The organism is Lysobacter sp. Soil_N_51, from assembly GCF_057655755.1.
Window position 1 is genome coordinate 270,953 of record NZ_JBDGLR010000002.1, and the last position, 21,819, is coordinate 292,771.

General features: G+C 67.5%; 16 protein-coding genes. 10 read left to right on the forward strand and 6 right to left on the reverse strand.

Annotated elements, in window-relative coordinates; all coding sequences use genetic code 11:
- Positions 1-116: 116 nt before the first annotated feature.
- Entirely contained in the window at positions 117-1,652 is a 1,536-nt protein-coding gene (locus tag AC3A4T_RS04170; protein WP_487674454.1) for a vWA domain-containing protein, read from the reverse strand.
- A 354-nt stretch (positions 1,653-2,006) separates the two neighbouring features.
- On the opposite strand from AC3A4T_RS04170, the gene AC3A4T_RS04175 reads away from it, so the two are divergent.
- Positions 2,007-2,492: a tetratricopeptide repeat protein gene (locus tag AC3A4T_RS04175; protein ID WP_487674238.1), complete on the forward strand. Its 486-nt coding sequence runs from the start codon at positions 2,007-2,009 to the stop codon at positions 2,490-2,492.
- A 182-nt stretch (positions 2,493-2,674) separates the two neighbouring features.
- Here AC3A4T_RS04175 and AC3A4T_RS04180 read toward each other — a convergent pair whose 3' ends face one another.
- Positions 2,675-2,935 carry a DUF3297 family protein gene (locus tag AC3A4T_RS04180; protein WP_036102402.1) on the reverse strand — a complete coding sequence of 87 codons (261 nt, stop codon included), beginning with the start codon at positions 2,933-2,935 and terminating at the stop codon, positions 2,675-2,677.
- 211 nt (positions 2,936-3,146) lie between these two features.
- On the opposite strand from AC3A4T_RS04180, the gene AC3A4T_RS04185 reads away from it, so the two are divergent.
- The 3 genes from AC3A4T_RS04185 (at position 3,147) to AC3A4T_RS04195 (ending at position 6,840) form a co-directional block, all read left to right on the forward strand.
- The gene (locus AC3A4T_RS04185) at positions 3,147-3,857 is read left to right on the forward strand and encodes an SIMPL domain-containing protein (RefSeq protein ID WP_487674239.1); all 711 of its coding nucleotides are present in this window, start codon (positions 3,147-3,149) and stop codon (positions 3,855-3,857) included.
- Positions 3,858-4,040: 183 nt separating this feature from the next.
- The gene (locus AC3A4T_RS04190; RefSeq protein ID WP_487674240.1) at positions 4,041-5,225 is read left to right on the forward strand and encodes a lactonase family protein; all 1,185 of its coding nucleotides are present in this window, start codon (positions 4,041-4,043) and stop codon (positions 5,223-5,225) included.
- A 586-nt stretch (positions 5,226-5,811) separates the two neighbouring features.
- The gene (locus AC3A4T_RS04195) at positions 5,812-6,840 is read left to right on the forward strand and encodes an aldo/keto reductase (RefSeq protein ID WP_487674241.1); all 1,029 of its coding nucleotides are present in this window, start codon (positions 5,812-5,814) and stop codon (positions 6,838-6,840) included.
- Positions 6,841-7,071: 231 nt separating this feature from the next.
- Here the strand turns inward: AC3A4T_RS04195 and AC3A4T_RS04200 are convergent, their stop codons facing one another.
- Entirely contained in the window at positions 7,072-9,198 is a 2,127-nt protein-coding gene (locus tag AC3A4T_RS04200) for a hypothetical protein (RefSeq protein ID WP_487674242.1), read from the reverse strand.
- Positions 9,199-9,522: 324 nt separating this feature from the next.
- On the opposite strand from AC3A4T_RS04200, the gene AC3A4T_RS04205 reads away from it, so the two are divergent.
- From AC3A4T_RS04205 to AC3A4T_RS04230, 6 genes are all read left to right on the forward strand, one after another.
- Positions 9,523-11,454 carry an N-acetylmuramoyl-L-alanine amidase gene (locus tag AC3A4T_RS04205; RefSeq protein ID WP_487674243.1) on the forward strand — a complete coding sequence of 644 codons (1,932 nt, stop codon included), beginning with the start codon at positions 9,523-9,525 and terminating at the stop codon, positions 11,452-11,454.
- Between the two features lie 320 nt (positions 11,455-11,774).
- Positions 11,775-13,946 (forward strand): SpoIID/LytB domain-containing protein, encoded by a 2,172-nt coding sequence (locus AC3A4T_RS04210; RefSeq protein ID WP_487674244.1) that lies wholly within the window; start codon positions 11,775-11,777, stop codon positions 13,944-13,946.
- Between the two features lie 66 nt (positions 13,947-14,012).
- Positions 14,013-14,780, forward strand: coding sequence for a M23 family metallopeptidase (locus AC3A4T_RS04215; RefSeq protein WP_487674245.1), 768 nt, complete (start codon positions 14,013-14,015; stop codon positions 14,778-14,780).
- Between the two features lie 163 nt (positions 14,781-14,943).
- Positions 14,944-15,870, forward strand: a complete 927-nt coding sequence (locus AC3A4T_RS04220; protein ID WP_487674246.1) for a HEAT repeat domain-containing protein — start codon at positions 14,944-14,946, stop codon at positions 15,868-15,870.
- Between the two features lie 531 nt (positions 15,871-16,401).
- Positions 16,402-16,614, forward strand: coding sequence for a cold-shock protein (locus tag AC3A4T_RS04225; protein WP_036102375.1), 213 nt, complete (start codon positions 16,402-16,404; stop codon positions 16,612-16,614).
- A gap of 218 nt (positions 16,615-16,832) precedes the next feature.
- Positions 16,833-17,384 (forward strand): DUF6630 family protein, encoded by a 552-nt coding sequence (locus tag AC3A4T_RS04230; protein WP_487674247.1) that lies wholly within the window; start codon positions 16,833-16,835, stop codon positions 17,382-17,384.
- Between the two features lie 84 nt (positions 17,385-17,468).
- Here the strand turns inward: AC3A4T_RS04230 and AC3A4T_RS04235 are convergent, their stop codons facing one another.
- The 3 genes from AC3A4T_RS04235 to AC3A4T_RS04245 form a co-directional block, all read right to left on the reverse strand.
- Positions 17,469-18,560, reverse strand: coding sequence for a glycosyltransferase (locus AC3A4T_RS04235; protein WP_487674248.1), 1,092 nt, complete (start codon positions 18,558-18,560; stop codon positions 17,469-17,471).
- Positions 18,557-19,891, reverse strand: a complete 1,335-nt coding sequence (locus AC3A4T_RS04240; protein WP_487674249.1) for a condensation domain-containing protein — start codon at positions 19,889-19,891, stop codon at positions 18,557-18,559. Before AC3A4T_RS04240 ends, AC3A4T_RS04235 begins: the two co-directional genes overlap by 4 nt.
- Before the next feature lie 127 nt (positions 19,892-20,018).
- On the reverse strand, positions 20,019-21,641 hold the full coding sequence (locus AC3A4T_RS04245; RefSeq protein WP_487674250.1) for an N-acetylmuramoyl-L-alanine amidase: 1,623 nt from the start codon (positions 21,639-21,641) through the stop codon (positions 20,019-20,021).
- Positions 21,642-21,819 lie beyond the last annotated feature (178 nt).

A 21,819-nucleotide genomic window follows, 5' to 3' on the forward strand; every position in this document is an offset into this window, starting at 1 on the left:
TTTTGCTTTCGAGTACGGGCCGGAGCGGCCCTCACCCTGACCCTCTCCCGTAAACGGGAGAGGAATTGACCGAGGGGTCTTGAACGTTCTTCGGTACGCCTGGAAAACGCGGGCCCTTACTCGCCCGCGACCGCCGCGCCCTTCACCGGCCCGCTCGCTTGCAGGCTGCTCGCGGTCTGCGCCAGTTGCAGGAACTCGCCGCGGTAGCCGTTGCGGTCGTCGCCGCGCGCGCCGCGGGCCAGGCCGATCACGCCGTTCCAGCCGAAGTCATCGCCCACGTAAGTGCCGCCGCGCAGCAGATCGCCGAACGCGGCGACCGAGGCGGCGAAACGCAGGCGTTCGCTGGGTTCGCCGGCGATGTCCTTGCGCAGCAGCGGGGTTTCGATCAGACGGCTGTCGTTCTCGCCCGGACGCTTGTAGCGCAGCCGCAGCAAGGCCAGTTCGCCGCTCTTCGCATCGCCGGCCGCGGCGCGAGGCGCTTTCGCCTCGGCCGCTTCGCTGCCATTGCCGTAACGCAGCGGATCGACCGACTCCCCGCCGGAACCGACCAGGGCCACTTCGTACAGCGCGGTGACATCGTGGCCGGCGCCGATCTCGCCGGCATCGACCTTGTCGTTGTTGAAATCCTCGCGCTTGAGCATGCGGTTTTCGTAACCGATCAGGCGGTACTCGGCGACCACGGCCGGGTTGAACTCGACCTGCACCTTGACGTCGCCGGCGATGGTCAGCAGGGTCGAACCCAACTCCTCGACCAGCACCTTGCGCGCTTCCAATGCGCTGTCGATGTAGGCGTGGTTGCCGTTACCGACATCGGCCAGTTGCTCGGCCATCGCATCGTTGTAGTTGCCGGTGCCGAAGCCCAGCGTGCTCAGCGCGATGCCGGACTTGCGCTGGTCGGCGACCAGGGTTTCCAGTGCTTCCTGGTTGGCGATGCCGACGTTGAAGTCGCCGTCGGTTGCCAGCAGCACCCGGTTGATGCCGCCGTCGACGAAGGCTTGGCGCGCGGTGGCGTAGGCGAGTTGGATGCCTTCGCCGCCGTTGGTGGAACCGCCGGCCTGCAGGTTGTCGAGTGCGGCGAGGATTTCGCCGCCGCGGTCGCCCGGGGTCGGCGGCAGCACCAGCCCGGCCGAGCCGGCGTAGGCCACGATCGAGATCCGGTCCTTCGCGCGCAGTTGCGGCACCAGTTGCGCGAACGCCTTCTTCAGCAGCGGCAGCTTGTCGGGTTCGTCCATCGAACCGGAGGTGTCGATCAGCAGCACCAGATTGGCCGGCGGCAACTCGGCCTTCTCGACGTCGTAGCCCTGGATGCCGATCTGCATCAGCACGTGCTTGGCGTTCCAAGGCGCCGGCGCCAGCTCGGTCGTGACCTGGAACGGGGTGTCCTTGGACGCCGGCTTGGGATAGCCGTAATCGAAGTAGTTGAGCAGTTCCTCGACCCGCACCGCGTCCTTCGGCGGCAGTTCGCCGGCGGCGAGCATGCGCCGCACATTCGCGTAGCTGCCTGTGTCGACGTCGATGGAGAAGGTCGACACCGGTTGTTCGGCGACGCGGTGGATCGGGTTGGCGGCGATCTTCTCGTAGTTTTCGGTGTTGGTCGCGACCGGCGCTTGCTGCAGGAAATAGGTTTCCGTGACCGACGCGGGCGCCGCCATCGCGACCGATTCGGGTTGATCCATCGCCGGCGCATCGGCGCGGTCGACTTTCTTGCCGCAGCCGGCGACAGCCAGGACGACGGCGATGCCGAGCGCGAGCGCGGCAACAGGGGCGGTACGGGGAGTGGCGCGCAGCAACATGGTGATCCTCCATTGATCGGGTTGTGCGACTTGGGAACGCCGGCCGGGGCCCGACGGGGTTGGACCGTCGGGAATTCCTTGGCGAGGCGAGCGCAACATAAGCAAGCGAGTCTTCGCTTTTCGTTATGACGACCGTCGTTTTTCGTTGGCCCCGGCTGGGGCACAATGCCCGGCCATGAAACGGCCCGCGACGGACAGGCGCGGCAGTCACGCATGATCGATCAGCGGCCCGACACTGCGACCTTGTTGCGTCACGCGCTGGACGCCATCCAGGGCGCGCGCGACGTCGAGGCCGTGCGTCTGCTCAAGACCGTGCTCGAGCGCGAGCCCGACAACCTGCACGCGCAATATTTGCTGGCGATCCAGCACGCCCAGCTCGGCCTGTTCGAACGCGCCGAGGAACGCCTGCGCGCGCTGTTGACGGTGGTGCCGGAGTTCGTGGTCGCGCGCTTCCAGCTGGCCCAGTTGCTGGTGATGCGCGGCACCGCCAAGGACGCGCGCGAGTGGTTGCAGCCGGTGCTGGTCCAGGCCGACCCGCTCGGCGCTTACGCGCGCGGCCTGCTCGCCGCGGCCGAGGGCGACCGCGACGGCGCCTGCGCGACGATCGAGGCGGCCTTACGCCTGCCGCAGCCGGTGCCGGTGCTGGCCGACGATATGCGGCGCTTGTGCGCGCAGTTGCGCGACAGCGCTTTGGCTTGAGCCGGGTGGGTTCGGGTGATCTGAAAGGAAAGCGACGGGGCTGAAGCCCCTCCCACAAAAGACCTCGCCGCTTCGCCAGCCGGGTTGGTGCTGTCGAACCAACCGCGCGGCTGCAAAGCCTTTTGTGGGAGGGGCTTCAGCCCCGACGCTTTTCGTTCAAGTCGCCGCGTAACCAGCCGCGCTTACTTGCTGTCGGCGTCCGGCGCCGGCGACAGATACCAGGCTTCGACCTGGCCCTTGTGCTTCATCGTCATCGCATTGCCGCGACGGTCGAGCGACTTGCCGACCGGCAACCGCACCCAGCCTTCGCTGATGCAGTATTCCTCGACGTTGGTGCGCTCCACGCCGTTGAAGCGGATGCCGATGCCGCGTTCGACCACGGACGGATCGAAGAACGGGCTGCGGGGATCGTTGGAGACGCGGTCGGGCGGGGTATCGGTCATGGCGGGACTCTTGAGGCGGACGTACGAAAGGGCCGCGGGCGCGCAGCGGCCGGGCGGCGCCTAGGATACGCGCGCGGCGCGGCGCGGCCCAGTGCGGGCGGGCTCGGGCCGACCGCGGACGAGCGTTGAATGCCCGCGATTCGCCGGTGCGCATCGACACCGGCCCGCGCCGGCAGCAGAATCCGGCCATTGCCCGCGCCCGGAGTCGCCGATGAAAAACCTGGGCTTCGCCTTGCTCGCGGCCCTGCTGTGGCTGTCGCCGCCGGCCCGCGCGCAGGGCGTCGACGGCGGCCGTTTCCACGTCGCCGGATTCGGCCGCGTCGCCTATCAGCCGGACCTGTTCGAACTGTCGTTCGCAGTGGTCAGCGATGCCGCCGATGCGAGCGCCGCCCTGCGACAGCATCAGCCCGTCGTAGCCGCGGTGCGGCAGGTGCTGCAGGCGCATCGCAGCGCATTGAGCGAACTGTCGGTCGACGCGCCGCGCCTGACCACGCGCAGCGGCGATGGGAGTGGGGCGGGCTATCGCTACTCGACCCGCTTCGTGCTGCGGGTGCGCGGCGACGATGCCCTGGCGCTGTTGCAACAGCAACTCAGCCAGGCCGGGGTCGCCGAATTCGAAAGCCTGCGTCCCTTGTCCGATCGCCTGCCCGAGTACGCCGACCAGGCGCGGCGCCTGGCCTTGCAGGATGCCAAGCGCAAGGCCGCGCTCATCGCCGCCGAACTGGGCTGGACGCTGGACGCGGCCACCGCGGTGAAGTTCGAGGACGATCGGCCGTGGTGGACGCCGCAGACGCCGACCGCGCGGCAGTACGGCGCGCGCGCCTACAACTACGCGGCCGAGGCGCCGGCGCAGACGGGCGAGGTGACCGCGCAGGTCGACGTGGAGTATCGCTATTCGCGCTCGGGCGGCGCGGTGCGGTGATGGGGGCGGGCGTGCGGTGGTGGCAGTTGCGGCCGTGGTCTAAGCGCTTTGCGGTGACGGGTGATCACTGCGATCCGGACACCCACGCGCCCCCGACCGCCACGCATTTCCGAACCAAGCGGCTTGGCTATTGCCCCCATCTGCTCCAGGATCGACCCTCGCGCCGCCGCGCCGGAGAACCCCATGAACCCGCGATCCATCCTGCTTGCCTGGAGTCTGCTCATGACCTCGATCCTCGCCACCGCCGACGCCGCGCCGCGCACGGCGGGGGGATCGGCCGAACTGCTGGTCGGTTGCTACACCGGCGCGAGCTGCAAGGGCATCGGCCGTTACCGCTTCGGCCTCGCGAGCGGGCAGATCCAGGCGCAGCCGCTGGAAGTGATCGAAACCGATAATCCGTCCTGGGTGACGTTGTCGGCGGACGCACGCCAGCTGTTCGCGGTCAACGAGAACGGCCCGGCCTCGGCCGATCCGGTCGGACGCGCGAGCAGCTTCGCGCTGGCGCGCGGGTCGGCGGCGTCGCGTCGTCTGTCGCAGATCAACAGCCTCGGCGACGATCCCGCGCACGCATCGGTCAGTCGCGACGGCCGCTACCTGTTCGTCGCCAACTACTCGGGCGCGCAATCGCCGGGCGGGACCTTGGCGGTGTTGCCGATCGATCGCGAAGGCCGCTTGCAAGCAGGCGTACAAGTGCTGAGTCATCGCGCCAGCCAGGCCGATCGCGAACGCCAGCTCGGGCCGCATGTGCACGCGGTCGTGCCCGCGCCCGACGGCCGCTACGTGCTGGCCGCCGACCTGGGCGCCGACAAGGTGTATGTGTACCGCTACGATCCGGCCCGCAGCGCCGAGCGGCCGTTGCTCGCCGCGACGACCGCGTCGGTGGACCTGCCGCCGGGCAGCGGACCGCGTCACCTTTTGTTCGACGCATCCGGGCGGCATGCGTACCTGACCCTGGAAATGACCGGCGAATTGGTCGTGTTCGATTACGACGACGGCCGCTTGCAGCCGGTCCAGACCGTAGCGATGGACCCGGGCCGGCGCGACGGCAACGCCGCCGCGGCCCTGCACCTGTCGGACGACGGCCGTTTTCTTTACGCAAGCAACCGCGGCGAGGACAACCACATCGCGGCGTACGCCGTCGACGCCGCCAATGGAACGCTCACCGCCCTGCAGCGCCGCAGCACCGAAGGCCGGGGCCCGCGCGAGTTCGCGCTGTCGCCCGATGGTCGGCACCTGGTGGTGGCCAATCAGCACAGCAATACGCTGGTGGTGATCGAGCGCGACCCGCGCAGCGGCCGGTTGGGCGAGACGATGCAGACGATGGAGGCGGTGTCGCCTTCGGACGTGAAGTTTGTGTCGGGGGAGTAAGGCGTCATCGGATCGCTGAGGCCGTAACCGCGTGCCTTCGGCTCGTCATCCCCGCGAAGGCGGGGATTCAGAGCCTTTAGCGTCATTTTCCCAGCGTGTGGCGTCATCAGATCGTTTGAACCGCAACCGCAACCCCTGAGCCCGTCATCCCCGCGAAGGCGGGGATCCAGAGCCTTCAGCGTCATCTCTCAAGTTCGTCATTCCCGCGAACGCGGGAATCCAGCGACTTTCTTCCCCAAGACTTCATGCGTTCTCGCACGAAAGTCCCTGGATTCCCGCCTTCGCGGGAATGACGAATCAAAGATGACTCTAAAGGTGCTGGACATTCGGCTCCTCCAAGGTAGAGGGGGGCGCTTCAGGTCGCCATCACGAAGTCTTAAGCGCCATCCCACCAGAACGCCATTCCCACCTTCGCGGCAATGACGGTAGGTGAGTGCGTAATGGTTTGACCGACACGCATCCAGCGCATCTCAACCCGCCCGGCCGATCCGGCCGCCCATCCCACAACGCACCATCCCACCCATCCCCTTGAGCCCCCGCACCCATTGGCGTGCAATGCCCGCCTATCCCCCATCAGGAGTGCGGCATGGAACATCGTTTTCTGGGCGCGTCCGGTCTGCGCGTGCCGGTGTTGAGTTTCGGCACCGGCACCTTCGGCGGCGAAGGCGACTTCTTCAAGGCCTGGGGCCAGACCGACGTCGCCGGCGCGCGGCGCCTGCTCGATATCGCCCTGGAGGCCGGGGTCAATCTGTTCGACAGCGCCGACATCTATTCCAAGGGCGCGGCCGAATCCATCCTCGGCGAGGCGATCAAGGGCCGCCCGCGCGACAGCCTGCTGATCTCGACCAAGGCCACCTTCCGCTTCGGCGACGGCGAGAACGAAGTCGGCTCCTCGCGTCATCATCTGATCCGCTCGATCGACGCCGCGCTCAAGCGCCTGGGCACCGACTACATCGACCTGTTCCAGTTGCACGGCTTCGACGCGCGCACGCCGATCGAGGAAACCCTGTCCACGCTCGACGATCTGGTCCGTGCCGGCAAGCTGCGTTACTTGGGCGTGTCGAATTTCTCCGGCTGGCATCTGATGAAATCGCTCGCGCTCGCCGAGCGCCACGGCTGGTCGCGCTATGTCGCCCATCAGGCGTATTACTCGCTGATCGGCCGCGACTACGAGTGGGAGCTGATGCCGCTCGGCCTGGATCAGGGCGTCGGCGCCGTGGTGTGGAGCCCACTGGGCTGGGGCCGCCTGACCGGCAAGATCCGCCGCGGCCAACCGCTGCCCGACAACAGCCGCCTGCACGTCACTGCCGACATGGGGCCGCCGGTGCAGGACGAGTATGTGTACCGCGTGGTCGATGCGCTCGACGAGGTCGCCGCGGAAACCGGCAAGACGGTTGCGCAGATCGCGTTGAACTGGCTGCTGCAGCGGCCGACGGTGGCGACCGTGGTAATCGGCGCGCGCAACGAGGAGCAACTCAAGCAGAACCTCGGCGCGGTCGGCTGGAACCTGACGCCTGCGCAGGTCGCGAAGCTCGATGCGGCCAGCGCGACGGCGAAGGCGTATCCGTATTGGCACCAGGCCGGGTTCGGCGAGCGCAATCCGTCGCCGGTTTGAGGCGATGAGTAGCGTGGCGATCTGAAAAAAGAGCGTCGGGGCTGAAGCCCCTCCCACAAAAGACCTCGTACGCCACGGCCACTTTTGTGGGAGGGGCTTCAGCCCCGACGCTCTCGGCTCAGTTCGCCATCAACCTGCAAACCCCGCACGGCAAAACGCCCGGCATCGCCGGGCGTTTCGCGTTTCATCCGGCCGCGCGCAACCCGCGCGATCCGCATGGGTTCATCGCACTCAACCGGCATCCTTGATGGTGAAGGTGCCCGGCAACGCGGTATTGCGCTGGTCGCCCCACATCATCATCGTCACGAAATCCTCGCAGCCGGCCTGGCCGCTGCGCGAGATCGCCGCGAATACGTCGTCGGGGGTCTTGGCGATCGCGATCTGCTCGGTCAGGTCGTTCGGGAACGGGGTGATGCGGCCGGCATCCAGGTCCTTCAGGCGCTCGCCGCCGTGCTCGTCGCCACCCAGGTTGCCCACGCTCTCGCGGGCGCGATCGCGCAATGACATCAGGTCCTTGTCGGTGAACTCGAACTGCAGATGCTGCTCGCCGTCGAACTTCTTGTTGAGCTCGCCCGGACGATAGGACGAGTTGAAGTACGAAGCCGCGACATCGCTGGTGTTGGACAGCACCAAGGTCCACTCGGTGGAATCCTTGACCGGCTTGCCGTCGACGCCGACCTGGAACTGCACCTCGGTGGTCTGATTCGCGCCCTGATAGCTGTTGGTCTGGTCGATGCTGCCGTCCTGCCAGACGTTGCGGGTGATGGTGAGCTGGCTGCTGTTGCCCACGCCGAGCGAGACCGGGCCGAGGTCGATGCCCAGGCGCGCGGCGTGTTCGGCGTTGAACACTTCGGTGGTGCCCGAGCGCTGCACGCCCGGCGGACTCCAGTCGGGAATCTTGCCGCCGCTCATGAAGGTCTGGTACGCCTGCTGGCCTTCCTCGGTCGACAGATCGATGCGCGCGGTCTGCAGCGAACGGTTCTCCATGCTGGTTTCCACGCTCAGGCCGATCGACGCGGTGCCGACCTTGCCCAGGCCGAACATGGTCGCGTTCTCGACCGTTTCCATCGGACCTGCGTAGACCTCGACCACCGAGCCTTCCATCTTGCGCACGCCGAAACCGGCGCCGTCGAGTTCGGTGTGGGTGCCGCCGATGCCGCCGAACATCTTGTAGTTGATGGCGAAGTCCGAACCGGTGAGGTTCTGCCCGCGCATCAGCACCGAGGTGCCCTCGGGCATCGCCTGCGGATCGAGCGGGTTGGGCATCGCGCTCATGTCGCCGGCGTCGAGCTTGGCGCCCTGCTGCGGGGTGACCGTGGCTTCGTAGCTCAGGCGGGTGCCTTCGAACCCGACCAGATGGCCCGAGACCGGCAGGCCCTTGACCACGTTGCGCAGCAGCGGCGAGCTTTCGACCATCTGCTTGGTCTCGTCGGAGACCTGGCGCAGCAAAGTGGCGGCCTTGTACAGATGATTGAGCGGGGTCTTGCCCACGTCCAGGCCGGCTTCGCCGCGCACTTCCACCGAGGCCTTGAACTGCTGGGTTTCCTTGAAGTCCACGCCGGTCTGCACGTCCGACAACTCGACCTTGCCCTCGACCACCACGTCGGCGCCGACCCGGGCCGGGATGAACGACGGCGTGCTGATGCCGGCGACCGGGGTGGTGTAAGTGACCGCGGTTCCGGGATTGATCGCGTACGACAGCACGTCCTGCGGCAACGCGCCGAGCAGTTCGTAGCCCGAGGCGATCTGCTCCGGGGTCGGATTCTCCGGCAGCTTCACTCCGAGCGTATCGAGCGCGGTGCGCACGCTGTCGAGCTTGAGGTTGGACACCGCGCTCGGATCGGCCTGGGTGCTTTGATTGGTCAGATAGCTCGGCACCTGGGTCGGCTTGTCGGTCGCCTCGGTGACGATGCGCTGCAATTCCTTGACGTAGGGATTGCTGTTGAACGCGTTGCGCGACTCCTGGTACTCCATGTTCGCGGTGGCGCCGTTGAGGCCGCTGTTGCGGAAGTCCTCGATCTTGGGCTCCATCCGGTCGAGCGCGGCCTGCGCGTCCTCGCGGCGCGCGGTGGTGAACTGCTCCACCCGCGGCTTGTAGATCGAATCGAACACCGGGCCGGGCATGCCGCCCAGATCGTCGCTCTTCGGCAGCGGCTGGGCGTTGATCGAGGCGACCGCTTCCTGCGGGGTCTGCGCATCGGCCGGCTTGGCCGGCGGTGGAGCCGGCGGCGGCGCGGGGTCGGCGGCCGGTTCGGCCTGCACCTGCGGCGGCTTGGCGGCCGCATCGCGGATCGCCTGCTGATCCTCCGGCGGGAGGTTCTTGTAGACCTGCCAGCTGACGCCACCGATTCCGCTCATCTCTTTGATTCCTCAAGTCGTCGTTTTCGCACGCGCAGTGCGGCGTAAGCGCTAGACGATAAGCAAGCCGGAGCCGCCGGGGAACTGGGGCCAACCCGAGTATGAACAGGGTGAACGCGATGATTTTGGCGCAGCGCACCACGTCCACAGGGCCGCGGCGGGCGGTTTGGGGGGCGGTATTGGCCGTGCGGCGCAATCGCGAAGTGATCGCGGTCGCGGATCGGAAATCGCCCTACAAAAACCGGACCTGACAGCACTTGCCGGTCGGACAAATGCAGTACAAGGGCCCCGAGGGAATTATTAATTCTTCTGGGGAGATTTGATATGAACGAATATTCCATTGCGCGCCGCGGGCTTGGCACCGGCGTGCGTTCGCTGTCGTGGTCGCTGGCCGTCGCCCTGCTGGCGCTCGCCGCGCCGTGGGCCGCGCAGGCCCAAGCTCAGGCAGCGCCCGAAGACCGCGCCCTGGCCCAGCGCCTGCAGATCGAGGAATCGCTGCAGCGCGTCGACCGCGCGCTGTACGCGGACTACTTCCGCCAGGCCTATGCGCGTTACCCGTCGATCCCGGTCGGCACGCTGGAATCGGTCGCCTACGTGATGAGCCGCTGGCAGCAACTGCAACCCGGCCCGGCCGCGGGCGCGGGTTATGGCGAACAGCACCAGCACATGCCGCGCTCGTACGGCGTCATGGGCCTGTACCACGGCGAAGGCTTCGCCGATCAAGTCAGCGAAGGCGCGCGCCTGATCGGCGTGCCGGCCGCGCGCGTGCAGCGCGATCCGCTCAGCAACATCCTCGCCTCGGCGGCGCTGCTCGATCGCGAGCTGCGCGCCGACGCGGTCGGCGCCAAGTCGGCGATAGAAGCCACGCGTCCGGCGCTGGAGCGTTACGCCGGTTTCGCCGGCAACGCGGGCAAGAGCGCGATCCAGGATCACGCCCGCTCCAGTTTCGCCTTCGACGTGCTGCTGGCGCAGGACAAGGGCGTCAACGATCGCGGCATCGTCGTGCCGATGCGCGCGGTCGCGTGGGAACGCGCCTTCGACGCGCGCAAGCTGGTGCAACTGCGCGCGCCGTTCGTGCGCCTGGACGTGAGCCGCGATCGGGTCGAGGCCGGTAGCTTGAAGGACGACGGCGCGTTCGCGATCGATCCGCTCAGCGAAACCCTGCGCGCGCCGTCGCTGAGCGCGGCCGACGAAAAGAGCACCGATTACGGCCCGGCGCTGTGGGTGGCTTCGCCTTACCACTCCACGCGCACGTCTTACGACTCGGTGACCATCCACACGATGCAGGGCTATTACGCTGGCAGCATCTCGTGGTTCCAGAACAATCCCAACAGCGTCAGCGCGCATTACCTGATCCGCAGCTCCGACGGCCAGATCACCCAGATGGTGCGCGAGAACCGCGCGGCCCATCACGTCGGCGTGCATAACAAGACCACGCTCGGCATCGAGCACGAAGGCTTCGTCAACAACGCCAGCTGGTACACCGCGGCGATGTACAACGCCTCGGCGGCGTTGACCCGGCATTTCTGCGCGACCTACAGCGCGATCAGCTGCGCGAGCGCGTTCAAGGGCCCGGCCGGCAGCGGCATCAACGTGTTGCCGGCCAGCGTCAAGGTCAAGGGCCATCAGCATTACAGCAGCCAGACCCACACCGATCCGGGCATCAACTGGGATTGGGCGCGTTACTACAACCTGCTCAATCCGGGCAATCCGCCCGGCGGCGGCAGCGTGATCGACAGTTTCGAAAGCACGGTCGGGCATTTCGATACCAGTCCGGCGTATTCGGGCAGCACCACCGGCATCGCCGCGACCTCGCTGGCCGAACGCAACTGCACCACGCGCAAGAACGGCAAGTGTTCGCTGCGGCTGTTGCTGAAAGACGACACCGCCAGCGCCGATGCTTGGGCGGTGCGGCTGTTGTCGGGCAGCGGCAATCCGGGCAGCAACGCGGCCCTGACCCGCGCCAACGGCAAGGTCGGCTTCTGGGTGTTTACCGGCGCGACCGGGATGAGCGCGGCGATCGGCATCGACGACAGCGACGGTACCGAGCGTTCGCTCAGCCGCGCGATTGCGGCCAATACCTGGACCTATCTGGAGTGGAGCCTGACCGACGACGCGCAATGGGATGCGTGGGTCGGCGGCGCCAACGGCGCGATCACCGCGGCATCGGTGAAGCTCGATGCGGTGTGGTTCTACCGCGATCAGACCTCGTTCGACGTGAACGTGTACGTCGACGACGTGCAGGTGAAGAACTGAGGTCGAGGCGCGCGATCCGCCGGTGGCGGGTCGCGCGCTGTCTGGGTCATAACGAGGGCGGGTGGATGCGCGGTCGTGGAATGGGCGCGCGGGAATCGGGGAAGCGTCGTCGTACGCGACAGTGGCATTGCGAACGCGATGTCGTTCGTGGGCGCTCGCTTCAACGCACGCACGACTTCGCGATCGCCGGGTGACTTGGGTCGCGCTTCGCGCAATCCGAATCGCGGCATGCCCGGCCACCGCCACCACTGCAACATCGCAAGCCGATCATGCGCGACGCGCCGAGCGATGAACGCCGACCGGCCTCCAGGGGAACGCCGATGCACGACTCCAACCCACCGCCGTCGTCGCAGGATCCGGGCAGCGACCGGCCGCAGCGCGCGCGGCGCATGCCGACCTGGCTGGCGATCCTCGCGCTGCTGATCGCCGGCGCGGTGTTCGCGCAGTGGCTGCGCGCCGCGGCCGCGCCCGCGACGATCGCAGCCGCCAGTCCGGCCGATGCCGCGCGCGCCGCGCCGGTGAACCAGCGCGGCCTCGACATTCGCGTGCGCGACGCGGTCAGCGGCCGCGCATTGGACTCGAATCTGCTCGTGCACCCGCGCGGCGACACCGCGCGGGTGCACGACCTGCGCGTGACCGGTCCGGGCGGCCGCGTCGCGACCCTCGCCGCGGGCGAGTACGAACTGGTCGTGAGCGCGAGCGACCACGTCAGCCTGAGCACGCGCGTGAGCATCGACGCCGCGCAGCCGTTGCCGCTGAGGCTGTGGCTGCCGCCGTCGCAACCGTCCGACGCGCTGGACCTGCTCGCACTCAAGGCCGCGTCGTGCGCGCGCTGCGCTATGTTCAGCGGTCATGTCTATGACCAAGTCAGTGGGCGACCGCTCAACGGCGCGCAGGTAAGCAGCAGCCAGGGCACGCGCACCAAGACCGACGATCAAGGCTATTTCGAACTGCCGGCCACCTTGCCGGCCGCGCTCAACCACGACAGCGAAGCATTGCCGGCGACGATCGAACTCAGCATCGCCGCGGCCAATCACCGCACCCAACGCCTGCTCGGTCTGCCGCTGCTCAACGACAGCCGCCATCTGATCGTCGATCTGATCCCCGGCGCCGGCAGCGAGAGCGAAGATCGCAGTCATGTGCAGGCCCAGGCACGCCAGCGCCAGGATCAACAACGGCCGATCTCGCCCGAAGACGCGGCGCGCAACGCGGCCGATGCCGAACGCATCGACGCCGATGCCGCGCTCGATCCACAGCGGCCGGCCTCGGTCGCGATCGCGAAACAACTCGCCGCGCAGGCCGCGACCGTGCCAGTGCCGTCCAGCATCCGCGTCGGCACCAACTGCTCCGGCCGCTCCTGCACCGGGGTCTCGGTGTATGCGTTCGAAGACTATGTCGGCCGCGGCCTCGACGAAGAATGGATCCCGTCGTGGGACCCCGATTCGCTCGCCGCCGGCGCGGTCGCCTATCGCAGTTACGCCGCGTACTACGTCGCCCATCCGGTCAACAGCCGCTACGACATCTGCAGCAGCACCTCGTGCCAGGCGTTCAGCGCCGACAGCGTGGCGGCGACGGTCGCCGCGGCCGCGGCCACCCGCGGCGTGCTGCTGACCCGCGACGGCCAGACCGCGGCGTTCAGCGAATACTCCTCGGAAAACAACGCCTGGGACGATCCGGGCGACGGCCTGTCCTGCGTCAACAACGATCTGAGCTGCGGCAACGGCCGCAACGGTTCGCCGCGCAACAACTGGCCGTGCATCGCCGACGAGGTCGGGCGCGGGCGCGGCTGTTTCGGTCACGGCCGCGGCATGAGCCAATGGGGCAGCCAGCGCTGGGCCGCCAACAACGGCCGCGACTGGAAGTGGATCGCCAACCATTACTTCAATAACAACAACAGCCCGGCCGGCCTGCGCAACGCCTTCCTCGCCAACGACGGCGGCGGCGCGCCGGGCGGCGACGCTGTCGTGTTCGACGCCTTCGAAAGCGGCGTCGGCCGCTTCAACAGTGCGCCGACGTTGTCGGGCAGCACCACCGGCATCTCGACCGCCTCGCTTGCCCAGCAGGACTGCGCCACGCGCAAGAACGGCAGTTGTTCGCTGCGGGTGCTGCTCAAGGACGATCCGGCGGTCGCGACCGCCTGGGCGGTGCGCCTGCTGTCCGGCGGCGGCACTGCGGCCAACAATCTGGAATTGATCCGCAGCGGCGGCAAGGTCGGTTTCTGGATCTACACCGGCGGCAGCGGCCTGAGCGCGTCGCTCAGCATCGACGACAGCGACGGCACCGAGCGCGCGATCGCGCGGACCATCCCGACCGGCCAATGGACTTACCTGGAATGGGCGCTGGACGATCCGGCCCAGTGGAACGCCTGGGCCGGCGCGAGCAACGGCCAGATCGACGCCGCCGGCGTTCGCCTGGATGCGGTATGGCTGCTGCGCGAGCAGACCAGCTTCGACGTCAATGTCTACCTCGACGATGTACAGATCGCGCACTGAGTTGTTGTCTCGTCCCTACCGTCGCGCCGTCGGCAACGGCGCGGCCTCATCCGGAGTGATCCCGCCATGAATCCACGCAATCGCACCGCCGGCGCCGTCGCGCTGTTCGCTTTCGCCGCCTTGTTCGGCACCGCCGCGCAGGCCGCGCCGACCTTCCAGATGCCGTTTCCCTGCGGCCAGGTCTGGTCCGGCCAGACCCGCACCAACCACAGCCCGCAGAACTCGGTCGACTTCAACCGCGCCAACGACGAAGGCGACACCGTGGTCGCGGCCGCGGCCGGCACGGTCAGCGTGGTTCGCAACCTGGGCAACACCAGTTACGGCAAGTACGTGGTGATCGATCACGGCGGCGGCTGGACCAGCCTGTACGCGCATCTGAATTCGTACTCGGTCTCGGTCGGTCAGAGCGTGGCGATCGGCAAGTCGATCGGCACGGTCGGCACCACCGGCGGTTCGACCGGCCCGCACCTGCATTTCGAGGAACGCCTCAACGGCACCGCGCAGAAGATCAAGTTCAACGGCGCGCAGATCACCTACTTCGGCACCGCCAACTACACCAGCCGCAATTCCTGCGGCGGCGGTGGCGGCGCGAGCGGCACGGTCAACACCAACGGCACCCCGCTCAACGTGCGCTCCGGCCCGGGCACCTCGTACTCGATCGTCGGCAGCCTCAGCGACGGCGCGGGCGTGACGATCCAATGCCAGACCACCGGCACCTCGGTGACCGGCACCTACGGCACCAGCAATCTGTGGAACCGGATCGGCAGCGGCCGCTTCATTCCCGATGCCTATACCTTCACCGGCTCGGACGGACGGGTCGCGCCGGATTGCTGAGTAACCGGACAAGGTTCCATCTCACCCCTCTCCGGTGCATCGGAGAGGGGATGCTCTGCCGCCGCCGCGCGCTGCTTTCGCAACAGCGGCATTGCGCCGGCCTTTCATTCGTGACGCGCGAGGCGACAGGTATGCTTGATCCGCTTCCCTTGCCGTCGAACCGATGAACTTCAAGCACGCGCTGTCGATCGCCGTTGTTTCGGCCGTGGCCGGCGCCTTCGCCGGCGGCGCTTATGTCGCGCATCGCGCGCCGACGGTGCCGGCGGCGAGCGCGGCGAAACCGCCCGTGGCCGACAGCGACGCGAACGCGCATCGCGCAAACGGCGCGCAGCCGCATTCGCCCTATCCCGATTACCTGTCGCTGGGCGGCGCCGCGCCGGTCAGCTTCGAATCGCTGCGCCAGCGCGCCAGTCGCGATCCGGCCTTCCTGCAAAACCTGCTGCAGCGGTTCCGCAACGAAACCGATCCGGCCGCGCGCGGCGAACTGCTGTCGCTGCTCAACGCCGTGTCCGGCGAGGACGTGCTGCGCTTCGCTTTGTCGCTGAGCGCCAGCACCCGCGCGCAGGACGAACGCGACGGCCTGGCCTTGCTGAGCGCGTACTCGATGGACCGCGCCGAAGTGCGCCAGACCCTGTTGGCCAAGCTGGAGCAGGGCGGCGATCCGCAGCGCCGGGCCGAACTGGTGGCGATGCTGACCCCGGCGACCTTGCCGAGCGAAGACGCCGCGCCGGTGGTGGCGCAGCTGGCCGCGCTCGCGCGCGATCCCGACCCGACGCTGCGCGCGCAGGCGGTGCTGCAACTGGCGCAGTGGGACGACAGCGAGCAGGCCGAGGACCTGCTGCATCGCGCGATCCTCGACCCGTCCGCGCCGGTGCGGGCCAGCGCGATCGCCGGCGTGCAGGGCTCGCGCCTGCGCAGCGACCGGCTCAAGGAGGCGCTGCTCGACATCGCCGCCGACCCGGCCAGCAGCGCCGCCGACCGCGGCGCGGCGACCTTCGCCCTGCAGGACTTCCGCCTCAACCGCGCCGAGTACGCCATCTGGCGCCGCGCCCAGGCCCGGGCCGACGCCGACAGCGGCGAGGGCGGCTGAGCCGGGCACACGACCAAGCCGGGCCTCGTCGCGGATGCCGGGTCGGGACGCCGGGGTGCGCGGTTCGCGCTGGGACGACCGGTTCCGCGCGGATTTGTCCCGAAACCGCCGATCCGGCGATTTTTAGTGCCGTTCAGGCACATTCATTCATCGCTGCCGCGCCGGCTTTGCCGAAATCGGTTTTTCGGCCCGGCGCCGGGGAATTAAAGCCATCAAAATCAATCGGCTAGACGTGCGGGCGGGTCGCGGAACAGGGCGAAAACCGGGCCGAGTTCTAAAGACGGATGTGCCAAACCGTGCGCCAGTTGTCGAATCGGCTGAACATCGGTGGCCCTTGCCAATTGATTTTCGGGTCAGACGCTACTACGGTGTGCGAGCTGAGTTAGTCAAGGGTCACCGTAGGCCGTGACCCGATGCCGTAGATCGTCGATTCACAGATCCACTCCATCGTTCCACCTCGCTTCCTCCTTGCTACCAGCCCCAACGCCGTGAAAACGGCATTCCAACACCATGTTTCAAGGAGTTAGCAATATGTCGGACGCTCGCGAAGTCGGTACCGTCAAGTGGTTCAACGATGCCAAGGGCTTTGGCTTCATCTCCCGCGAGAGCGGCGATGACGTGTTCGTGCATTTCCGCGCGATCCAGGGCCAGGGCTTCAAGAGCCTGCAGGAAGGCCAGAAGGTCTCCTTCGTCGTGACCCAGGGCCAGAAGGGCCTTCAGGCCGACCAGGTCCAGGCCATCTGAACCTGACGGTTCTGTGATGACCTCGCGACTCGCGGCGCAAGCCGCGGATCGCTAGAAAAGCCCGGCGCAAGCCGGGCTTTTTCGTTTCCGGTCGCGGCCCCGCCGCCCGCGCAGTTCGCCGCTCGCGCTTTGCCCGATCGCGGCGATTGCGCCGCCCGGCTTTTCAAGCCGCGCCCCAGGTCGCACCATGCGCGCACTCCCCTTGCGACGCGACCACCATGACCTCACCCGACAACGAATCCGATTACGAAGACGACGGCTTCGACTTCACCGGTGACGAAAACGAGGAGCTCAGCCAGGAGGCGTTGATCTGGCAGCTGTTGCTGCTGATCAACCCCGGCGACGAAGAAACCGCGCTGCAGCAGTTCGCGCGTTACCGCGAAGCGCGCGAAGACGAGGCCGACGACGATTTCGGCGAGATCGACACGCTCCAGGACGTGATCGACTGGACCTCGGGTTTCCACGTGGACTGGAAGGACACCGAATCCTTCGTCGATTCGATCGCGGAGCTGGCCGCGCGCTTCAACCTGCAGGTGGACTGGGGCGTGGAAGACCCCACCGACGACGAATTCCTCGACGGCACCGACGTGCCCGAGCTGATGGCGCGCGCCCACGATCGCCTGCGCGAGTACGGCTACACCTTGTGGAACCGCTCGACCGGCGGCGACTCCTACGCCGGCTGGATCACCTTGCGCCGCGACGACGAGAACATGCAGGCGGTGGCGGTGGGCCTGGGCATCGATGTGCGGCCGGGCAGCGACGCTTACTGAGACGGCCAAGGCGGCGCTCGCGCACGGGCGCGAGTCCCGCCACATCGATCGACTCGCGCCTGGAATTTCGCTGACCGGGGTGGCTCAATGCCGGCAGAACGCCGCCACCCGCGGATGCCGCTGCTCGAACGTCCCCAGCTTGCCGAACAAGCCGTCGACATAGCCCACCGCGATCGCCACCACCTTGCGCAGCTTGTGCTCTTCGCACACCAGCACGCAGGCCACTTGGTGCAAGGTCAGCAACTCGATCAGCCAATGGATCGACCAGCGATCGGCATTCGAACGCAGCGCATGCACCGCGTTGCGCGATGCGTAGTAGCGCCGCCACGCGACATGGTTGCTGGTCGAGAAAATCCCGCGCTTGACGAACTGGCCGACCTGCTGGCGCAGCTCGACCGCGGTGTTGATGTAGACCGGCACGTCGTTGCGAGTCGCGCGCAGGCCGTACTCGATGTCGACGTATTCGATGAAGTAGTCCTCGCGGAACGCGCCGATCTTGCGGTACGCGGCCGCCGAGATCGCCGAGCCGGAGGAAATCACGAATAAGGTCGGCACCAGGCCTTCGGGATGATCCTCGATGCGTTCGGGCTTGGGCATGCGCGCGCGCGGCGAAAACACCGGCAGATAACGACCGAGGTTCACCTCGAACACCTTCGGCCCGACGATGAAGGTATCGCTGCCGACGTTGGCGCAGGCCTGCATCATGCCGTCGAAGAAATCCGCGCCGAGCTGCGAATCCTGGTCGAGCAGGAACAGCACCTCGCAACCGCGCGCGAGCAAACACTGCGCGCCCTGGTTGTAGGCGCCGGAAATGCCGCCGTGGTTGGCGTTGTGGATCACCTCGATGCCGGCCGCGCGCAGCCGCGCATGCAGGCCGGTGTCGGCCTCGGGCGAGTTGTCGACCGCGACCACGTGCCGGCAGATCGCGCGGGTATCGTCGAGATGGATCAGGTGCGAGGCGTTGGGTTGCCACAGCACGAAGATCACGCCAAAAGCATCGGGGTCAACGGAAGTCCCAGCGTAAGTGAAGCCTCTGGCGGAGAGCCCCGGCCCACCCGCGGCACGATCCGAAGCGGTGCCGAGATCGACCGGGCCTTCGTGCCCGGTGCCCGGCAAAATCCCATCGCCGCCACCCATCGCGGCGGTATCCACGCCATCGTTGCGTTCCTCGCTCATGCCGCTTCCCGCACAAGCACCGCGTCCTGCGCTGGCGCGGCCGCACCGCGTTCGCGCATCAGGCGGGTGGCGAACTCGCGCACGCGCGCGGCCTGCTCGCGGGTCAACGAGGCTTCGTCGCAGGTGAAGGCGAAATCGAGTTCGCCGGCATAGCCCGACATCAGCACCGCGGTGGTCGAACGCCACGGCAGGCGCGCGGTCGGGCTGAACACCGTCTCCACGCGGAAGCCCTGGTACTGCTGCTGAATCTCGATCCGGCCGATGTTGGACAAGGTGGTGTCGAATTGATCCAGGTCGGAACGGCGCTCGGCGATGAACTGGCCGAAGATCGAATGCAGCATCTCCAGGCCGATGAAATATTCATGCACGTTGCGGGTCAGGCGTTCGACCCGCTGATTGAGCCGGGTCTTGAACGCGCGCGCCTGCTCCCAGAAACCGGCGTCGTCGATCTGTTCGGGCGCGGTGCCGGTGTCGAGCGCGACGATCGTGCCCGGCGCGGCCGAGAACAGACCGTCGGGGCGGATCAGCGGCAGGAACTTGCGGATGTCGACCGGCGAGAACACCTTGCCGTTCGCGCTGGCGCCCTTGACGCTGCGGAAGGCCAGCGAGAACGCCACCGCGAGCGCGGCGAACAAGGTCACGCCCTCGGCGCGCGCGCGCGCGGCCAGCGCGGCGGTGTCTTCGCGCGACAACTTCCAGTGCAGCACGTAGAACTCGCCCTGCGGCACCGGCTTGCGCTTGCGGCGCAAGGAGAAGAACAAGCGGAACGCGAGCGCCTTCCAGGCCGCCTTGCGGCGGATGCGGCGGTCGCCGAGGATTTCCGCCGGAAGAATGTCCTCCAGTCCGTTGAAGCCGCTCAGGCGGCCGATGTCGAGCTCCGGACGTTCGCACAACGCCAGCGTCTCGCGCAGCAGGGTCATCATCGACATGCCGTCGCAGATCACGTGATGGCAGACGATCAGCAGTTCGCCGACCGGCTCGCCGCGGCTATCGTCGCCATGGATCCACACCGCGCGCATCAGCGGCGCGCGTTCGCTGGCGAAGCGGGTCTCGCGTTCGATATGCGATTGGTGCTGCCAGTCCTCGTCGCTTTTGCGTTCGACCAGACGCAGCGGAATCGGTGCCGGGTCGTCTTCGAGCACGACGAACGGCGGGTCGCCGTCCTCGATCGAACACCGCAGCATCGGGTGCTTGAGCTGGATCCGGTCGAGCGCGTGCCGCAGCCGCGCCGGATCCAGGCGGCCGCGAATGCGCGCGGCCTGGACGATGGTGAAGGTGGTGTCGCGATCGACGTACATGACGCGCTCGCAGAGCATCATTTTGCGTTTCATCGTGGACTCTGCAGGAGTGGGGGAGTGGTGCCGGCGAGGCGGTAACCCGCCTCGCCGTTGTCGCCGCGGCGCGAACCGCCGTCGCCGGTGGTCCGCGCCGCGGCGGATAACGCATGCGCCGCGACGATCAGCAGTCCGGGATCACCGCGCCGTTGTTGTCGCGCGCTTCGTCGTTGCCCCAGCGGCTGAGGTAATACGCCGACACCCAGGCGCCGGCCGGGCCGACGTCGAGATCGGTCTTGAGCCAATAGTGGTTGTAGCTGCTGCCCGAGCGCACTTCCTGGCCCCAGGCCTTGCAGTAGACGTAGTTGGTGCCCTGGTACAAGGTGCCGACCGGGGTCAGCGTCGACGGCCACTTGTAGCCGGTGGCATTGGCGAAGGTGTCGACCCAGTACTTGCCCGGCGGGTTGGGCGGATTGCCGCCGCCGTTGATCAGGCCGTAGTAGTTCGACCACGGGAAGTACTTGCCGGGGTCATAGCGGTTCTCGTTGCCGGTGAGCATGCCGTGGCCCTTGACCCGCACGCTGTCGGGGACCAAGTGATAGGTGTCGTAACCCGGGCCGCTCCACGCGCTGGCGCAATTCACACCGCGCCGCGCGCAGATGCTCTTGGTCAAGCGCGCCGAGGCGTTGACCATCGCGGCCGACCAGTTGCCGGCATCGGCGGCGCGGCCGTCGTGCTCGATGCCGATCGTGTAGTAGTTGTGGTTCTTCGCATGCCAGGCCTGATGGTACTCGCGCACCATCTGGGTGATCTGGCCGTCGGACTTGCGGATCAGGTAATGCGCCGACACCTGCGCGCTGGGGTTCTGGAACCACGAGATCGAGCCCGCGTACGAGCCTTCCATCGTGTGCAGGATCACCGCGCTGGTCGCATTGGAGGCGGTGCTGTAGTTGCTGGAGCTTGCGGGATTCCAGATCGCCTCGCCGAAGTCGACCGCCTTGATCCCGACATCGGTGGACGGCGCGGCCATGGTCGCGGGCGCGGCCAGATCGCGGGCGAGCGCGCGGTTGAGCTGCACGCTGTCGTCGCCGGCGTTCATCAGCAAGGCCGGCGCGCGCAGCTTGCGCAGTTGGTCGGCGTCGAAGGCGCGTTCGAGCTTGAGCGGTTGCGCCTCGATCTTGATGCCTTGCTGGTCGACGCCATGCTGCAAGGTCTGCAGCACGCCGTAGGCGAAGCTCTGGCGCGCGTAGTCGGCGATGCCGCCGTTGCCCGCGCCGTAACCGGCATAGCGCGCGAGCACCGGAGCGAGTTGCTCGGTCTGGGCCAGCGCGCGGCTGCGCTGGTCCGGCGCGGTGGCGGCGAGCGCGCGATCGAGCAACGCGGCGGCGGCGAGGATGTTGCTTTCCGGATCGTCGATGACCTGCCGCGCGCTGCGGCCGATCAAACGCGCGCCGTCGCCGACCTGATCGGCGAAACCGCCGCCGTGGTACAGGCCCATGACGCCGTAGGAACGCGGCATGTGCAGGTCGTGCGGGTTCTGCGCCGGGTCGGGACGCACGTGCACCCAGTTGGTTTCGGCGTAGGCGATGGCTTCCAGCGCGCCGGCCGGCAGGTTCGGGTAGCGCGCGTAGGCGCGACGGAAATACTCGGGATACGACGCGCGTTGCGCCTGCGCGAGCACCAGGGCGTTGGCCTTGTCCAGCTGCAGGCGTAGCGCGTCGAGTCGGGTGCTTTCGCTTGCGTCGGCCACGGACACGGTCAACAGCAACGAGCAGCCCAGGGCTGCGGCGAGAGAGTGAAGATGCATCGAACGATCTCCTTCGTACGCGGCCGCGATAAAGCCGCGCGGTTACAAGGCAAGCATGGATCCCGTGCGTTCATTGTCGTGAGCGAGGTGGCGCGTTACGTGATCCGTTACCGGAAACCGCGGTGAGATGACAGACCGATTTGTGCCCGCGTTTCCATATCCGAGGTTTGATCGCGGG

What these genes read in the sequence shown, in the direction of transcription:
- AC3A4T_RS04180 (WP_036102402.1), bottom strand. Translation starts at nt 2,935, where the DNA reads ATGACCGATACCCCGCCCGACCGCGTCTCCAACGATCCCCGCAGCCCG.
- AC3A4T_RS04235 (WP_487674248.1), bottom strand. Translation starts at nt 18,560, where the DNA reads ATGAGCGAGGAACGCAACGATGGCGTGGATACCGCCGCGATGGGTGGC.
- AC3A4T_RS04220 (WP_487674246.1), top strand. Translation starts at nt 14,944, where the DNA reads ATGAACTTCAAGCACGCGCTGTCGATCGCCGTTGTTTCGGCCGTGGCC.
- AC3A4T_RS04185 (WP_487674239.1), top strand. Translation starts at nt 3,147, where the DNA reads ATGAAAAACCTGGGCTTCGCCTTGCTCGCGGCCCTGCTGTGGCTGTCG.
- AC3A4T_RS04245 (WP_487674250.1), bottom strand. Translation starts at nt 21,641, where the DNA reads ATGCATCTTCACTCTCTCGCCGCAGCCCTGGGCTGCTCGTTGCTGTTG.
- AC3A4T_RS04210 (WP_487674244.1), top strand. Translation starts at nt 11,775, where the DNA reads ATGCACGACTCCAACCCACCGCCGTCGTCGCAGGATCCGGGCAGCGAC.
- AC3A4T_RS04240 (WP_487674249.1), bottom strand. Translation starts at nt 19,891, where the DNA reads ATGAAACGCAAAATGATGCTCTGCGAGCGCGTCATGTACGTCGATCGC.
- AC3A4T_RS04170 (WP_487674454.1), bottom strand. Translation starts at nt 1,652, where the DNA reads ATGGCGGCGCCCGCGTCGGTCACGGAAACCTATTTCCTGCAGCAAGCG.
- AC3A4T_RS04225 (WP_036102375.1), top strand. Translation starts at nt 16,402, where the DNA reads ATGTCGGACGCTCGCGAAGTCGGTACCGTCAAGTGGTTCAACGATGCC.
- AC3A4T_RS04215 (WP_487674245.1), top strand. Translation starts at nt 14,013, where the DNA reads ATGAATCCACGCAATCGCACCGCCGGCGCCGTCGCGCTGTTCGCTTTC.
- AC3A4T_RS04190 (WP_487674240.1), top strand. Translation starts at nt 4,041, where the DNA reads ATGAACCCGCGATCCATCCTGCTTGCCTGGAGTCTGCTCATGACCTCG.
- AC3A4T_RS04200 (WP_487674242.1), bottom strand. Translation starts at nt 9,198, where the DNA reads ATGAGCGGAATCGGTGGCGTCAGCTGGCAGGTCTACAAGAACCTCCCG.
- AC3A4T_RS04195 (WP_487674241.1), top strand. Translation starts at nt 5,812, where the DNA reads ATGGAACATCGTTTTCTGGGCGCGTCCGGTCTGCGCGTGCCGGTGTTG.
- AC3A4T_RS04175 (WP_487674238.1), top strand. Translation starts at nt 2,007, where the DNA reads ATGATCGATCAGCGGCCCGACACTGCGACCTTGTTGCGTCACGCGCTG.
- AC3A4T_RS04205 (WP_487674243.1), top strand. Translation starts at nt 9,523, where the DNA reads ATGAACGAATATTCCATTGCGCGCCGCGGGCTTGGCACCGGCGTGCGT.
- AC3A4T_RS04230 (WP_487674247.1), top strand. Translation starts at nt 16,833, where the DNA reads ATGACCTCACCCGACAACGAATCCGATTACGAAGACGACGGCTTCGAC.